Genomic DNA, 14372 nt, shown 5'->3' with positions numbered 1-14372 from the left:
AGGTTTGGCAAGGTTGCCAAACCTTCCCGACCAGAGATGGAGGAAACGAAAATGTCAGAAGAAGCGAAAGATGATGTTCAACAGGTAAAAGCGGAACGCCTTCAGCGCTCCCATGGGCGGCTTATCCGTGTGGTGTCTGTGTTCCCGCAGCAAGGCAGCGCCACCCCGGAGGACAAGCTGAAAGCCCTCATCGACCTGGACGCACAGCAGGGAAAGCTGTGCGCCTAAAGGGCTGGACATTCCCCAGGCTTTGGGGTATTGTGTAGACGCGATGCGCTGAATCGGTTTGACGAGAAAAAAGGAGGGCTGTATGAAACAGTCAAACCAGAATGAGATCACCGCCCTGTACTGCCGTCTCAGCCAGGATGACGGGGTGGACGGAGAATCCAACAGCATCCAGAACCAGCGGAACATCCTGGAGCGGTACGCACGGGAGCACCGCTTCCCCAACCCCCGCTTTTATGTGGATGACGGCTATTCCGGGGGCAGCTTCAACCGCCCCGGCTTCCAGCAGATGATGACGGATATGGAAAACGGGAAGATCCGCACCATCATCACCAAGGACCTGTCCCGGCTGGGACGCAACCAGCTCCACACGGGGCTTTACATCGAGGAGCGGTTTCCCATGTTCGGCGTCCGCTACATCGCCATCAACGACAATGTGGACACCGATCGGAGCGAGAGCACGGAGCTGATGCCCTTCAAGAACTTGTTTAATGAGTGGTTCATCCGGGACACCAGCCGGAAGATCCGGGCGGTGCAGCGGGCTAAGGCGGAGCGCGGGGAGCGGCTGGGCACCAGAGCGCCCTATGGTTACCGCAAGGACGAACAGGACCACAAGAAGCTGGTGGTGGACGAGGAGGCCGCCACCGTGGTGCGCCGCATCTTCGCCCTGTGCGCCGCCGGGCAGGGACCCAGCCAGATCGCCCGGCTGCTGAAGCGGGAGCAGGTACTGTGCCCCACGACCTACGCTTACAAAATCTTTGGCGTTGCCCATAGCAGTCTGAATTTGAATGATCCCTATGGGTGGTCTGACAGTACGATTGCCAATATGCTGGAGAATGAGATTTACCTGGGCAACACCATCAACCTCCGGTACAGCACTCGTTCCTACAAGGACAAGCGGAAAGTGGAACATCCCAGGGAGGAATGCATGGTGCTGGAAAACACCCACCCCGCCCTGGTGAGCCGGGAAGTCTGGGATATCGTCCAGCGGGTGCGCCAGCACAAACGGCGGCCTACCAAGATGGACGAGCAGAACAAGTATTCCGGGCTGGTGGTGTGCGCCGACTGCGGGAGCACCATGGTGCTCCACCGCGCCCATACCATGAGCCGATCCTACAACCACTTCACCTGCCGGACCTACAAGAAGGACGGCACCCTCTGCACCGCCCACTATATTCGGGAGTGTGTGCTGGATGACGTGGTTCTGGAGGATCTGCGGCGGGTGACAGCAATGGCCAGGGAGCACACCCAGGAGTTTGCCGCATACATCGGCAGCAGGCAATCCGCAGAAATCCGAAAAGAGATGCGTGGGCTGGAACGGGAACTGGCCGCTTTGAAGAAGCGGAGCAGGGAACTGGACAGCATCTTCAAGCGGCTCTATGAGGACAGCGTCCTGGGGCGGATCACAGCGGAGCAGTTCCAGACGCTCTCCGGCAGCTACACCCAGGAGATGGCAATGCTGAACAAGGCCATCCCGGAAAAGGAAACTGCCATCCAGAGGCTGCGGGAGCAGGTGTCCGGCACCGACCACTTTATCTCCCTGGCAAAGCGGTACACAGACATCCAGGAGCTGACGCCGGAGTTGCTGCGGCTGTTCATTCAAAAGATCGTGGTCCACGAAAAGGATGTGAAGTGGAGCAAGCACGCTCAGCAGACAGTAGAAATCCACTACAATGACATTGGCTGTGTGGAACTGCCACAGCCGAAAGGTCAGTCCACCGCCAAAGGTGCGTGAGACAAAAAGAAGTCCCCGGCAGATACTGCCGAAGCAATATCTGCCGGGGGTTCAGACACCTGCAAAGTTACCCCTGTCAGGGGGCACCAAACCGCCAAGGGCCTTTTTCTATGGCGGATCACATAGCAGATAGAGAACAATGCCAAACCATAAACGCCGGCCTCCGACATTGAAATGGGGATCAGGCTGCATACCCGTCCAATGCTGCCTTTTAACAGAGGATAGATAAGGGAGCTGTACCCCTGGGCAAAGCCAGGCAGAAAACGGGCCAGAAGGCTTAGGGCCACCGCTGTCAGGAGCAGGATCCCTCCTGACCATATCCAGGCTTTGGAACTCTCCGGTTTGGACGGCTGTTTTTTCGGACTGTTCGGATTGTGCAGACGATGCATTTGATATACCTGCCTTATTCATGTGGTTATTCCATTATTATAGGGTGATCCGGGGAGGGAGTCAAGAAAGGGGGGCGGAAACTTAAGAGAACTCCCTTCTTGACGGCAGAGGGGATATCATCTATACTTATTCTAATATGCGCGAAGCAGAAAACACACCGTAGGAGAAGAAAAATATGGGTTATCAGGACGATTATGTAATGCGGACCATCAGCGATCTTGTGAGAGCCATTGCCAGGCTGGCTCTGGGCAAGAATGATATTGATTATGAGCTCCCTGATACAGAGGATAAGTATACCTCTTTGGACAGCATTTACAGGAAGCTGAAGGATATGGCAGATGCAGGGGATATGAACGGGGCGGAGAACACGCTTTACGAGGAGCTGGACACATCCAATATGGAGTATCTGGAGATGGCCCTGACATTTTATATGTATCTGAACCAGTTTAAGGATGACGTGCTCTACACAGCCAATTACTCCCGTGAGGAGATCGTGGAGGGCATCAATAATATCAGCGCCGAGTTTGGTATCTCCGGATTTGAGAACTTTGTAGATACCACTATGGTGTAACATCGGCGTAAGGATCAGCTGCCAGATGGACATGAGAGCATGGACACCTGGCGGTTTTTGTGAATAGGTGAGATAAAAGAAAGAGGACACATGGAGATAAAAGCAGAGTGTATCGATTATCTGGAGGAATATTATAAGGACCTGTTCTTTGGAAATGTCAATAAGCGCTACCGTTCCATGACAGGAAGCGAGGTGCGGGCCAGGATCAGCCGTCTGAATGAGCCCGGCATGAGGCCCATTGCAAAATCCAATGAGCTGAATGATGTCCATGCCATGTTTGCAAAGGTCTGTTCCTATCTGATGCGCAAGGAGGGCCATTTAAAGCCCGGTCCCCTTTATGACGAATGGATGGAAAATTACGGGAAAATGCAGGCATTCTGCCGCATTCTCGCAAAAAAGGACCTGCAGTTTGTGTCGGACCTGTCCCTGGAGGAGCTGGAAAATGTCCTGAAGATGCAGGGCATCCGCCGCTACCTTCTTACCAATTCCCTGGAGCGTGCCTATGAGCTGTTCTATATTCCCAAGACCGTGAAAAAGGGGATCATGGAATCGGTGCAGCAGAACCCGGAGGACGAATATCCCGGAGCAAGGGAGATGAAGCGCAGATTTGTCCTCCATGTAGGCCCTACCAACAGTGGAAAGACCCATGATGCTTTAGAGCGTTTAAAGGCGTGCAGCCATGGCGCTTATTTTGGACCATTGAGGCTTCTGGCCCTGGAGGTGTACGACAGGCTGAACGGAGAAGGGCTGGCCTGCTCTATGATAACAGGGGAGGAGACATTGGAGGTACCGGGTGCCCTGTGCCAGGCCTGCACCGTGGAAATGTTAAATGATCACGAGTATTTTGATATCGTGGTGGTAGATGAATGCCAGATGGTGGCAGACCCCTACCGCGGACACAACTGGACGAGGGCTGTGCTGGGACTCCGGGCAGAGGAGATCCATCTGTGCATGGCCCCGGAGGCAGAGGACATCATTGTCCAGATGATCAAACGCTGCGGCGACCAGTACCGCATCGTGCGCCATAAGCGGAACACCAGGCTTACGGTGGAGGAAAAGCCCTATTCCCTGACAAGGGATCTGAGAAAGGGCGATGCCCTGATCGTATTTTCCAAGAAATCCGTGCTGGCTCTGGCGGCCCATCTGGAGAACCAGGGGATCCACTGCAGCGTGATCTATGGAAGCCTTCCCCCTGCCACCCGCAGGGAGCAGGTGCGCCGTTTCCTGGAGAAGGAGACGGAGGTAGTGGTCAGCACAGATGCCATCGGCATGGGGTTAAATCTTCCCATCCGCAGGATCGTATTTGTGGAGACAATGAAGTTCGACGGCGTCAATAAACGGACGCTGCTGCCGGAGGAGATCAAGCAGATCGCAGGAAGGGCGGGGAGGTTTGGCCTTTATGACGAGGGCTATGTAGCCGCCATTGACAACCTGGAGGTGATAGCGGACGGCCTGGAAAGGCGTCCCATTCCGATCATGAAGGCCTATGTGGGCTTCCCGGAGCAGCTTCTTGATATGCCTGTTGAGATCGACACCCTGATCAAAATATGGGCAGGCATGAGTCCGCCGGCTATCTATGAGAAGATGGAGGTGGACGAGCTCTTAGCCCTGTATATGAACTTTGAGCAGGTGCACCGGGGACATTTGGATGAATTTACAAAGCAGGAGATCTACAAGCTGATCACCTGCTCTGTGGATATTGACAATAAAATGGTGATGGATCTGTGGAAGGATTACTGCAGAGAGTACCGGGATGTGGATGAGCTGGAATTTCCCTACAGTCCGGGCCCTGATCTCTATGATCTGGAGAGCTATTATAAGATGCTCGATCTGTACTTCCAGTTTTCAAGGAAGGTGGGCCTCCCCATTCAGGATGCATACCTGGATGAGGAGCGGCGGCAGACGGAGGAAGAGATCAGCCGCATCTTAAAAACAGAATGTGCCAGCTATTCCCGCAAATGCTCCGCCTGCGGAAGAGAGCTGTCATGGGATTATCCCTTCTCCATCTGTGAGCGCTGCTTTGAGCGTGGGAAGCAAAACCATCCGAGAAGCCGCGTAAAGCGGAGCAAAGCAAGGGGATGAGAAAGCAAAATAGAGGAAAACAAAGGAGGATTCAAAATGGAAAATCATCGTATCATCCAGGTAGAGGAAAAGGTGCCCTTAAAGCTGTTGGTGCCTTTAAGCATCCAGCACATGTTCGCCATGTTCGGCGCGTCCGTGCTGGTACCCTTCCTCTTTGGCATAAGCCCTGCCATTGTTCTGTTCATGAATGGCGTGGGAACATTGCTGTTTATCTTTGTGACAAAGGGAAAGGCTCCCGCCTATCTGGGCTCCAGCTTTGCTTTTCTGGCTCCGGCAGGTATTGTGATCAGCAATTTCGGTTATGAATATGCCCTGGGCGGCTTTGTGGCAGTGGGCTTCTGCGGCTGTATCCTGGCACTCATTGTTTACAAATTCGGTACGGACTGGATCGATGTGGTGCTTCCGCCGGCAGCCATGGGCCCGGTAGTCGCGCTGATCGGTTTAGAGCTCTCAGGCAGCGCAGCAAGCAATGCAGGCCTTTTGGATGAGGTGATCGATCCGAAGAAGGCCATCGTGTTCATCGTGACGCTGGGCACGGCTGTGTTCGGCTCCATCCTGTTCCGCAAATTCCTCTCTGTTATCCCCATCCTCATCGCAGTGCTGGCGGGATATGCGGCAGCCATTGTCTGCGGACTGGTGAACTTTGATGAGGTGGCGGCGGCCCCTATTTTTGCACTCCCCAATTTTACCGCGCCAAAGTTTAACATGGAAGCTATTCTGATCATCCTTCCGGTCATCCTGGTGATCGCCTCAGAGCACATCGGTCACCAGGTCGTTACCAGCAAGATCGTGGGCCGTGACCTCTTAAAGGATCCGGGACTCCACCGCTCCTTGTTCGGAGACAATTTCTCCACCATGCTCTCCGGCTTTATCGGTTCTGTGCCGACCACGACTTACGGTGAGAACATCGGTGTCATGGCAGTGACAAAGGTGTACAGCGTGCGTGTGATCGCAGGCGCAGCCATTCTGTCGATCATCTGCTCTTTTGTGGGCAAGCTGTCTACCCTGATCAGTACCATCCCAGGCCCTGTTATCGGCGGTATTTCCTTCCTGCTCTACGGAATGATCGGCACCTCCGGACTGCGGATACTGGTGGACTCCAGAGTGGATTTCTCCAAAAACCGCAATCAGGTCCTCACAAGCGTTATCTTTGTCACCGGTCTCTCCGGTGCAGCTGTGAAGATCGGAAATATCCAGCTCACAGGCATGGTTCTGGCCTGCGTAGTGGGCATGGCTTTAAGCCTGGTGTTCTACGCGCTGGATAAGCTCCATCTCACCAACGACCAGGAGGAATAAACGCCACATTACAATAAAATGCCTGTCCCGCAGCATATACTGTCTGGGAACAGGCATTTTTACGATAAAAGACCTGCTGCCGGGGGCATGCAGGTTTATTTAGAAAACTTCAGTGGGGACTTTTCGGATCCCATTGTCTTCCGCACCAATATTTCACGGGTATTGGCAGTCCTGAGAGCGATAACAGCACCGCGCACCTCATAGGCAGCCATGGAGCGGGCACTGTCCTTGAGAACACAGGTGATGGGCTCGCCAAAGAGAAAACCCAAAGCCTTTAAGCGGCTGCACATTTCCGGCTCACTGATGAGCCAGACCACCTCCGCCCGCTCTCCGGGGTTCATGTCATACAGGGGATATACCATAGGTCATGTCCTTCCTTGATATACAGGATGACGGATGTCTGCTATAGTATATGCAGCTCCGGCTTAAAGGGATACAGCAGCAGAAACGTCAAAGCCCGCCGTTACAGCGTTACTGTCACAGGAGTATCAATTGTCAGGGAATCTGCTGTGGCGGCGCAGTCATAGGCCAGCACGTGTACACCTGCGGCTGCCGCTTCCCTGAGAGCTCCTCCAAAGGCGGGATGTGTGGCATCATTGGGGCGAAAGGAGGATACCCCCTTCATCTGGATCACAAAGAGCACATAGGCCTCATATCCTTCTTGGCAGGCCTTTGCCAGTCCCTTTAAATGCTTCACGCCTCGTTCCGTAGGGGCGTCCGGGAACAGAGCCTGCCCGTTCTGCTCCAGGGTAACGCCCTTGACCTCCATGAATGCAGGGCGCTTTAGAGAGGCCTCTGTTCTATTCTCCAAGGTAAAAGCCAGATCAAACCTGGAATCACCGTGGGTCACTTCCCTGCGGATATTTCGGGGGAGCCAGAGTATGGGATCGTTTCCCGGTTCTCTGAAGAGCATTTCGCCAGACCGGTCACTTTCGGCATGCCGGTCAGGCTGAAGCCCCGGCAGATATTCCCTTCTTTTCTGCCCGTTTTCCATCTGCGCCATCCCCTGCATCCATTCCCAGGCCACCTTGTTGGGAGCTTGGGAGTCCATATTGACAAGGATATCCCCCTTCATGACACCAATAAGATCATACTCCGTCTTTCTGCCCATCTTCCCGGCCTCCGGGTGAAACTCTAAAAACACGGGAACGCCTGGGATCAGCAGCTCCCGGCACCTTCCGGTATTTTTCACATGGCACACCACCTGCTTTCCGTTTACCTCCACATGGGCGATAAAGCGGTTGGGGCGGCTTTTGAATATTCCTCTGACAATATGTTCATATCTCATAAAAAGCAGGAAGCTCCTTTCGCCTATATAGAAAAAGAGGCCTGCGCCAGAGCAGGTATGAAGCACCATTCCTGCTTAAAAGCGCTGCCTCCTATAGATGATAATCCATTTAGAACACGTTGTCAAAGCTTAAATTTTGCTCTTGCCATCTGGGCGATCAGCTCCGCCGTCCCTTCCACGCCCAGGAGAGAGGAGTCGATCATGAAATGCTTGTGCAGGGAGTCTCCCGGCAGATATCCCGCATATTTTTTGTGGTAGGCATTTCTGGCCTTATCCACGCTCATGATCATCCGCTTTGCCTGATCCTCCGTCATATCCAGGATGTTGATGCAGTTTTCCAGCCTCTCCTTATAAGGTGCATAGATGAAAATGTTCACATTGTTCTTCTTATTCTGCAAAAGAAAATCAGAGCAGCGGCCCACGATGATGCAGCTGGATTTTGCTGCCAGATCCAGGATAATGTCCTTCTGCACATCGAATATCATATCCTGGATATACTCCTCGTCCGTGCCCAGAGGGAACATATGGGAGAACAGGCGGTGATGGGCCTTTTCCTCGGCCTCGCTGATGCGGGACACAGGAAGGTTCAGCTGCTTTGCGACCTCATCCACAATATCCCTGTCATAAAACTCGATCCCCAGCTTTTCAGAAAGGGAACGGGCAATGGAACGCCCCAGGCTTCCGAATTCTCTTGTGATCGTAATCGTATAATTTTCCATCATCCAATCTCCTTATGCAGTCACGAGTGTTTTCTGGTAGCTGCGGACAACGCAGCTCAAGGTGAAGCAGATCGCAAAATAGCAGATCGCCTCAAAGGCAAACAGCATTGTCATGCCCCGCACGTCATAGATGCTGCCCATCACGACGGCACAGTTCCTCATGAACTCTGTCACATCCACCATCTTTAAGAAGGAGGTATCCTTGATCACTGTGATCACCTGGCTTAAAAGTGCAGGGATGACCTTCTTGTAGGTCTGGGGCAGGACAATATACCAGAGAGTCTGGATAAAATGAAAGCCTTGGGACTGGGCGGCCTCAAACTGTCCCTTTGGTATGGAGTTTAAGCCTCCGCGGAAGATCTCCGCCATAACGGCAGAGGTGAACAGGGAGATGGCAAATACGGAGACTGCGATCTTATTTCCCTTGACCGTAAAGTAGATCCAGAGGATCCACAGCAGGTTGGGCGTACAGCGGAAGAACTCCGTGTAGGCAGCCACCAGAGTACCGGCCCATTTCCATTTTCCCGTGCTGTAGGTGCGGATGAGAGCCAGGATGGTTCCGAAAAACATGCTGATAATGGTGGCGAACAGGGCGATGGCCACTGTCATGCCCAGTCCCTTAAGCATAAAGGTTACATTCGCCTTTGTAAAAATCTGTAAAAACAGCTCTAACATGCGCCTTCCTCCTCAAACAGATTTTTTTTCGGCGCCGGGAGGCGCATGGAGCGGATCTCCAGATAGCGTGCCAGCCTTGCCAGCGGAAAGCAGATGATGAAATACAGCAGAGCGCTGGTAAAATAGGCCTGGGCGAAAAAGCCCCTCTCAGAGCCCCAGGAGTCCGTATAGTACATGAGGTCCATTCCGGCTACCATTGCCAGGATCGAGGTGTTCTTTACCAGATTGAGGGCCTGGTTTGCAAGAGGCGGCATGATGATCTTTATGGTCTGGGGCAGGATAATGTAGTACATGGTCTGTATGTAGGAAAAGCCCTGGGAGGCGGCTGCCTCGGACTGTCCCTTTGGGATCGCTTCAATGCCTGTGCGGATGACCTCGGAGATGTAAGCTCCATGGTAGATGCCGACACCGATCACGCCCAGAACAAACTTCGGGATACGGAAGCCGGAGCTGGAAAACAGCATGGGCAGGATGGAGAAATAAAACAGCACCTGCAGCGCCAGAGGCGTATTCTGTATAAATTCCACATAAATACGTGACAGGATTTTTGCTGGCTTCCATTTCATGGTGGAGAGGGTGCCGAAAATGATCCCCAGCACAAGTGCAACTGCCAGGCCTACCGCAGCAGTCCGCAGAGTCATAAAGAAGCCCGGTACATAATATTCAGGGATTGCCTTCCACAGGGCAGCCCAGCGTTTTCCATCTAAAAGACCTTTTATCATGACAACGTTCCTTTGCTTATTAAAAATGCAGGAGGACGCCTGAGAATCTGAAAGCTTAGTCCGGTGACGGTCAAAGCTGTCATCTTGCAGCGCCCTCCATAAATATCGTCTTTGTCAGTTACAGACAGCGAAGAGCGCTGTTACTGCAATCCCCACTGATCCTGCAGAGCCTTCATGGAGCCGTCAGACAGCATGGAGGTTACCTTGCCCTCTACCAGCTCAGCCAGCCCTGTATTCTCCTTTGCGGCAGCTACGCCGTAGTCCTGCTCAGCAAAGCGGTCCTCCAGGATCTGGTTGGAGTCATTTACATAACCTGCCAGGATCGCACGGTCTACAGAGAAGCAGTCGATCTGCTTTGTAGCCAGCGCCTGAGCCAGTGCGGGATAGCCGTCGAATTCCTGGAATTCAGGATTTACATCCAGGCCCTTTTCCTCCACATAAGCCTTGAAGCCGTCCTTTGTGGTGGAGGACTGTGCAACACCGATGATCTTTCCATTCAGATCCTCAATGGAGTTGATGCCGGAATCCTTATTTACAAGCAGGCCCACTGCATCCGTATAGTAAGGAGTGGAGAAGTTGTAGGTTTCCTTTCTCTCCTCTGTGATAGTGAAGGTAGCGATCACCAGATCGATCTCTCCATTCTCCAGAAGGGGTCCTCTTGTCTTTGCGGTAACGCCCTGGAATTCAACCAGCTTCTTTTCCTTTGCCTCGTCAGCAGTGCAGCCGAAGATCTCACCTGCAATGTTGTAGGCCAGATCATCCTCAAAGCCCTCATACTCGCCGGTAGCAGTATTCTGTAAGCTGAACTTCGGAATATCCGATTTGCATCCAACCTTTAATACGCCTCTGTCAATGATCTTCTGCACATCTGCGCTTACCTCTCCGGCAGCAGCGGCCTCTGTGCTTTCTTCAGAGCTGTCAGCTGCGGCTTCGGCAGTTGTCCCGGCTGTCGCAGCGGTGGCCGCAGCCGTGGTCTCAGAAGAGCCGGAGCCGCAGGCAGTTAAGGATGCAGCCATGATGGCTGCCAAAGCCAGTGATAACACATGTTTTCTCATAATAAATTCCTCCTCATTTCAAAAAAATTATCCAAAACAGGAAATACAGGCTTCCTGTACAGGGATCAAAGAAAGTCCGTGCGCTAATGCAGGATCTTACTAAGAAATGCCTTTGTGCGTTCATGCTCAGGAGCCTCAAAGAAGTGCTCCGGAGTGCCCTCTTCCAATATGTAGCCGCCGTCCATGAAGATCACCCGGTCAGCCACCTGCCTTGCAAAGCCCATTTCATGGGTAACGCATATCATGGTAATGTTCTCGTGGGCAAGCTCTACCATAACATTTAACACCTCCTGGACCATCTCAGGGTCAAGGGCGGAGGTGGGCTCATCAAAAAGGATCAAAGGCTGCTTTGTACATAGAGCTCTGGCAATCGCTACACGCTGCTGCTGACCGCCGGAGAGCTGTACCGGGAAGCTTCCTGACTTTTCCTTTAATCCTACGCGCTCCAGGCATTTGAGAGCGTTTTCTTCCGCCTCCTTTTTGGAAATATGCTGAAGCTTTATGGGAGCCAGCGTCAGGTTTTCCAGCACCGTCAGGTGGGGGTAAAGGTTAAACTGCTGGAACACCATGGAGGAGTATTTCTTTGCCATCTCCAGGTGATTTTTCTTTGTAACCTCTGTGCCCGCAATGGAAACCGTTCCTGCTGTGGGCTCCTCCAGGTAATTGATGCAGCGGATAAAGGTGGATTTTCCGGAACCAGAAGGGCCGATGATGACAAGCTTTTCTCCTTCCTTTACAGTCAGGTTGATATCCTTTAATACCTCAAGGTCCCCGAAATTCTTCTTTAAATGTTCTACTTTTACCATATCTGGCATAATTGTCACCTCTGCCTTCCGGAAATACGCTTAGAAAATAAAAAAGATGCAATAAGGACAAGGTCCCTAAAGCATCTTCGCTCTTTTTCTTTAAGCTATGTGGTTGATGAATGGTTTGCATTATAGGCGCATTGAGGGCAAATGTCAAGAAAAATTTACTTTTTTCTGTTGCACCCCTATTTAAAATATGCTAAACTTTTCCCGACATAGAACGAAATCGTAAGAAAATGATTCAGAAAGGAACATTATCATGGCATTATCCTATCAGAGCACAAGAGGCGGACAGTCCGGCGTGACAGCCTCCCAGGCGATCCTTCAGGGACTGGCTGAGGACGGGGGCTTATTTATGCCCACAGAGATCCCGAAGCTGGATATATCCTTAGAAAAGCTGGCATCCATGACCTATCAGGAGACAGCATACGAGGTTATGAAGCTTTTCCTTACAGATTTTACAGAGGATGAACTGAAAGCCTGTATCGCAAAAGCATATGACAGCAAGTTTGACACAGAGGAGATCGCGCCTCTGGCAAAGGCGGGCGGAGCCTATTTCCTGGAGCTGTACCATGGAAATACCATTGCCTTCAAGGACATGGCATTGTCCATTCTGCCTCATCTCATGACCACAGCTGCAAAGAAGAACCAGGCGGAAAAGGAGATCGTGATCCTGACAGCCACCTCAGGCGATACAGGAAAGGCTGCCATGGCAGGCTTTGCAGATGTTCCCGGCACCAGGATCATCGTATTTTATCCAAAGGACGGCGTGAGCGCGATCCAGGAGCTGCAGATGCGTACCCAGAAGGGGGACAACACAGCAGTGGTAGCGATCCACGGCAATTTTGACGATGCCCAGACAGGTGTGAAAAAGCTCTTTGGAGATAAGGCTCTGGCAGAGGAAATGGCAGGAAAGGGCTTCCAGTTCTCCTCCGCCAACTCCATCAACATCGGAAGGCTGGTTCCCCAGGTGGTCTACTATGTGTACGCATACGCAAGGCTGCTGGAGGGCGGGGAGATCGCAGAGGGCGAGGAGATCAACGTGGTAGTTCCTACAGGAAACTTCGGCAATATCCTGGCTGCATACTTTGCAAAGCGTATGGGACTCCCTGTAAAGACCCTGATCTGCGCCTCCAATGACAACAAGGTGCTGTACGACTTCTTCACCACCGGAACATATGACAGAAAGAGGGAATTCATTCTTACAAATTCCCCATCCATGGACATTCTGATCTCCAGCAACTTAGAGCGCCTGATCTACTTGAGCACAGGCTGTGATGCCCAGGCCAATGCAGCGCTTATGAAGGAGCTGGCAGAGCAGGGCAGCTATACGGTGACAGAAGAGATGCGCGCCTTTATGGCTGATTTTAAGGGCGGCTATGCCACGGAACAGGAAAATGCAGCTGCCATCAAGGAGCTCTTTGACAGCACCGGCTATCTCATTGACACCCACACAGGTGTGGCAGCAGCTGTTTATGGGAAATATAAAAGGGAATCTGCCGACAGCACCAAGACAGTCATTGCTTCTACGGCCAGCCCCTATAAGTTCTCCCACAGCGTCATGGAGGCCATTGCCGGGGAAAAGGCAGCAGAAGGACCGGATGAATTCGGCGTGGTTGATGCCTTAAGCCGCCTCTCAGGCGTGGCAGTTCCGAAGGCTGTGGAGGAGATCCGCCATGCGGAGATCCGCCATAGCAGGGAGTGCACCGTGGACGGAATGAAGGAAACTGTAAAAAATATTCTCGGAATCTAGGTTTTTATAAAAACAGCTTCCTTTTTACCTGGTTCTGCGCTATAATGGAGTAAGTTAGTTAAGAAAGTAACAAAGTTAAGAAAATAACAAAGTTACAAGGAGGGTATAACATGTTAGTTTCAGCAAAAGAAATGCTTGAGAAAGCAAGAGAAGGCAAGTACGCAGTTGGACAGTTCAACATCAACAACCTTGAGTGGACCAAGTCCGTACTTCTTACAGCAGAAGAGCTCAAGTCCCCGGTTATCCTGGGTGTGTCTGAGGGCGCAGGAAAGTATATGACCGGCTTTAAGACAGTTGCAGCTATGGTAAAGGCTATGATGGAAGAGCTGAATATCACTGTTCCGGTTGCACTGCACTTAGATCACGGCACATACGAGGGTTGCTATAAATGCATCAAGGCAGGATTCTCCTCCATTATGTTCGATGGCTCCCACTATCCGATCGAGGAGAACATCGAGAAAACAAAGGAACTGGTAAAGGTTGCACATGCCATGGGCCTGTCCTTAGAGGCAGAGGTTGGCTCTATCGGCGGTGAGGAAGACGGCGTTGTAGGCTTAGGCGAGTGCGCAGATCCTGCAGAGTGCAAGTCCATCGCTGACTTAGGCATTGATTTCCTGGCAGCAGGTATCGGCAACATCCACGGCAAATACCCGGAGAACTGGCCTGGCCTGCGCTTTGACGTATTAGAGCAGATCAAGGCAGCAGTAGGGGACATGCCATTGGTTCTCCACGGCGGCACAGGTATCCCTGAGGATATGATCAAGAAGGCTATCAGCCTGGGCGTTGCCAAGATCAATGTGAATACAGAGTGCCAGCTGTCCTTTGCAGCAGCTACCAGAGAGTATGTAGAAGCAGGCAAGGATCAGAAGGGCAAAGGCTATGACCCAAGAAAGCTGCTGGCTCCAGGCGCAGAGGCGATCAAGGCAACCGTAAAAGAGAAGATGGAGCTGTTCGGCTCTGTCGGCAAGGCTTGATGGACCCAGCTATTAATACAGCTTCATAATGCTTATTAAAATAAAAATACAAAAAATTGAAAAAACCACTTGCATTTTTAA

Annotated in this window: 15 protein-coding genes; 7 read left to right on the top strand and 8 right to left on the bottom strand. The window is 52.1% G+C overall.

The features are described 5' to 3' along the window. The first annotated feature begins 51 nt into the window (after positions 1 to 51). Together LIZ87_RS16105 and LIZ87_RS16100 are read left to right on the top strand one after the other, a co-directional pair. Entirely contained in the window at positions 52 to 228 is a 177-nt protein-coding gene (locus LIZ87_RS16105) for a hypothetical protein (RefSeq protein WP_162612239.1), read from the top strand. A gap of 82 nt (positions 229 to 310) precedes the next feature. Beyond that, positions 311 to 1960 (top strand): recombinase family protein, encoded by a 1650-nt coding sequence (locus tag LIZ87_RS16100; protein ID WP_227148400.1) that lies wholly within the window; start codon positions 311 to 313, stop codon positions 1958 to 1960. Here LIZ87_RS16100 and LIZ87_RS16095 read toward each other — a convergent pair. Next, positions 1936 to 2349: a hypothetical protein gene (locus tag LIZ87_RS16095; RefSeq protein WP_227148398.1), complete on the bottom strand. Its 414-nt coding sequence runs from the start codon at positions 2347 to 2349 to the stop codon at positions 1936 to 1938. The genes LIZ87_RS16100 and LIZ87_RS16095 overlap by 25 nt on opposite strands. 176 nt (positions 2350 to 2525) lie before the next feature. Here LIZ87_RS16095 and LIZ87_RS16090 point away from each other — a divergent pair, with 176 nt between their 5' ends. From LIZ87_RS16090 to uraA, 3 genes are all read left to right on the top strand, one after another. Next, positions 2526 to 2921 carry a DUF6483 family protein gene (locus tag LIZ87_RS16090; protein WP_178317404.1) on the top strand — a complete coding sequence of 132 codons (396 nt, stop codon included), beginning with the start codon at positions 2526 to 2528 and terminating at the stop codon, positions 2919 to 2921. A gap of 90 nt (positions 2922 to 3011) precedes the next feature. After that, complete coding sequence (locus tag LIZ87_RS16085) at positions 3012 to 5003, top strand: helicase-related protein (protein WP_227148397.1); 1992 nt, start codon at positions 3012 to 3014, stop codon at positions 5001 to 5003. 36 nt (positions 5004 to 5039) lie between these two features. Then, positions 5040 to 6299: a uracil permease gene (gene uraA / locus LIZ87_RS16080; protein WP_178316724.1), complete on the top strand. Its 1260-nt coding sequence runs from the start codon at positions 5040 to 5042 to the stop codon at positions 6297 to 6299. A 95-nt stretch (positions 6300 to 6394) separates the two neighbouring features. On the opposite strand, the gene LIZ87_RS16075 is transcribed toward uraA, so the two are convergent. The 7 genes from LIZ87_RS16075 to LIZ87_RS16045 form a co-directional block, all read right to left on the bottom strand. Next, positions 6395 to 6661 carry a FeoA family protein gene (locus LIZ87_RS16075; RefSeq protein ID WP_227148395.1) on the bottom strand — a complete coding sequence of 89 codons (267 nt, stop codon included), beginning with the start codon at positions 6659 to 6661 and terminating at the stop codon, positions 6395 to 6397. Between the two features lie 101 nt (positions 6662 to 6762). Then, on the bottom strand, positions 6763 to 7587 hold the full coding sequence (locus LIZ87_RS16070) for a DNA/RNA nuclease SfsA (RefSeq protein ID WP_227148393.1): 825 nt from the start codon (positions 7585 to 7587) through the stop codon (positions 6763 to 6765). 122 nt (positions 7588 to 7709) lie between these two features. Then, positions 7710 to 8309, bottom strand: coding sequence for a cytidylate kinase-like family protein (locus tag LIZ87_RS16065; RefSeq protein ID WP_319638593.1), 600 nt, complete (start codon positions 8307 to 8309; stop codon positions 7710 to 7712). Between the two features lie 9 nt (positions 8310 to 8318). After that, positions 8319 to 8981 carry an amino acid ABC transporter permease gene (locus LIZ87_RS16060; RefSeq protein WP_178315975.1) on the bottom strand — a complete coding sequence of 221 codons (663 nt, stop codon included), beginning with the start codon at positions 8979 to 8981 and terminating at the stop codon, positions 8319 to 8321. Next, complete coding sequence (locus LIZ87_RS16055; RefSeq protein WP_178315974.1) at positions 8975 to 9703, bottom strand: amino acid ABC transporter permease; 729 nt, start codon at positions 9701 to 9703, stop codon at positions 8975 to 8977. Before LIZ87_RS16055 ends, LIZ87_RS16060 begins: the two co-directional genes overlap by 7 nt. 140 nt (positions 9704 to 9843) lie before the next feature. Further along, positions 9844 to 10758 (bottom strand): transporter substrate-binding domain-containing protein, encoded by a 915-nt coding sequence (locus tag LIZ87_RS16050; protein WP_227148391.1) that lies wholly within the window; start codon positions 10756 to 10758, stop codon positions 9844 to 9846. A gap of 83 nt (positions 10759 to 10841) precedes the next feature. Continuing rightward, positions 10842 to 11573, bottom strand: coding sequence for an amino acid ABC transporter ATP-binding protein (locus LIZ87_RS16045; RefSeq protein WP_334301013.1), 732 nt, complete (start codon positions 11571 to 11573; stop codon positions 10842 to 10844). 250 nt (positions 11574 to 11823) lie between these two features. Here LIZ87_RS16045 and thrC point away from each other — a divergent pair, with 250 nt between their 5' ends. Both thrC and fba read left to right on the top strand, forming a co-directional pair. Then, entirely contained in the window at positions 11824 to 13317 is a 1494-nt protein-coding gene (gene thrC / locus LIZ87_RS16040; RefSeq protein ID WP_178316667.1) for a threonine synthase, read from the top strand. A gap of 110 nt (positions 13318 to 13427) precedes the next feature. Beyond that, on the top strand, positions 13428 to 14291 hold the full coding sequence (gene fba, locus LIZ87_RS16035; RefSeq protein WP_178316668.1) for a class II fructose-1,6-bisphosphate aldolase: 864 nt from the start codon (positions 13428 to 13430) through the stop codon (positions 14289 to 14291). Positions 14292 to 14372 lie beyond the last annotated feature (81 nt).

It is taken from the genome of Lacrimispora sp. 210928-DFI.3.58, assembly GCF_020554865.1.
In the GTDB taxonomy this organism is placed as follows: Bacteria; Bacillota; Clostridia; order Lachnospirales; family Lachnospiraceae; genus Enterocloster.
The sequence above is the reverse complement of the archived record's forward strand: the minus strand, read 5'-3'. Positions and strand labels throughout refer to the sequence as shown.

Excerpts from the sequence above, each read along its gene's own strand:
- LIZ87_RS16105 (WP_162612239.1), top strand. The coding sequence starts at position 52 with ATGTCAGAAGAAGCGAAAGATGATGTTCAACAGGTAAAAGCGGAACGC.
- LIZ87_RS16100 (WP_227148400.1), top strand. The coding sequence starts at position 311 with ATGAAACAGTCAAACCAGAATGAGATCACCGCCCTGTACTGCCGTCTC.
- LIZ87_RS16095 (WP_227148398.1), bottom strand. The coding sequence starts at position 2,349 with ATGCATCGTCTGCACAATCCGAACAGTCCGAAAAAACAGCCGTCCAAA.
- LIZ87_RS16090 (WP_178317404.1), top strand. The coding sequence starts at position 2,526 with ATGGGTTATCAGGACGATTATGTAATGCGGACCATCAGCGATCTTGTG.
- LIZ87_RS16085 (WP_227148397.1), top strand. The coding sequence starts at position 3,012 with ATGGAGATAAAAGCAGAGTGTATCGATTATCTGGAGGAATATTATAAG.
- uraA (WP_178316724.1), top strand. The coding sequence starts at position 5,040 with ATGGAAAATCATCGTATCATCCAGGTAGAGGAAAAGGTGCCCTTAAAG.
- LIZ87_RS16075 (WP_227148395.1), bottom strand. The coding sequence starts at position 6,661 with ATGGTATATCCCCTGTATGACATGAACCCCGGAGAGCGGGCGGAGGTG.
- LIZ87_RS16070 (WP_227148393.1), bottom strand. The coding sequence starts at position 7,587 with ATGAGATATGAACATATTGTCAGAGGAATATTCAAAAGCCGCCCCAAC.
- LIZ87_RS16065 (WP_319638593.1), bottom strand. The coding sequence starts at position 8,309 with ATGATGGAAAATTATACGATTACGATCACAAGAGAATTCGGAAGCCTG.
- LIZ87_RS16060 (WP_178315975.1), bottom strand. The coding sequence starts at position 8,981 with ATGTTAGAGCTGTTTTTACAGATTTTTACAAAGGCGAATGTAACCTTT.
- LIZ87_RS16055 (WP_178315974.1), bottom strand. The coding sequence starts at position 9,703 with ATGATAAAAGGTCTTTTAGATGGAAAACGCTGGGCTGCCCTGTGGAAG.
- LIZ87_RS16050 (WP_227148391.1), bottom strand. The coding sequence starts at position 10,758 with ATGAGAAAACATGTGTTATCACTGGCTTTGGCAGCCATCATGGCTGCA.
- LIZ87_RS16045 (WP_334301013.1), bottom strand. The coding sequence starts at position 11,573 with ATGCCAGATATGGTAAAAGTAGAACATTTAAAGAAGAATTTCGGGGAC.
- thrC (WP_178316667.1), top strand. The coding sequence starts at position 11,824 with ATGGCATTATCCTATCAGAGCACAAGAGGCGGACAGTCCGGCGTGACA.
- fba (WP_178316668.1), top strand. The coding sequence starts at position 13,428 with ATGTTAGTTTCAGCAAAAGAAATGCTTGAGAAAGCAAGAGAAGGCAAG.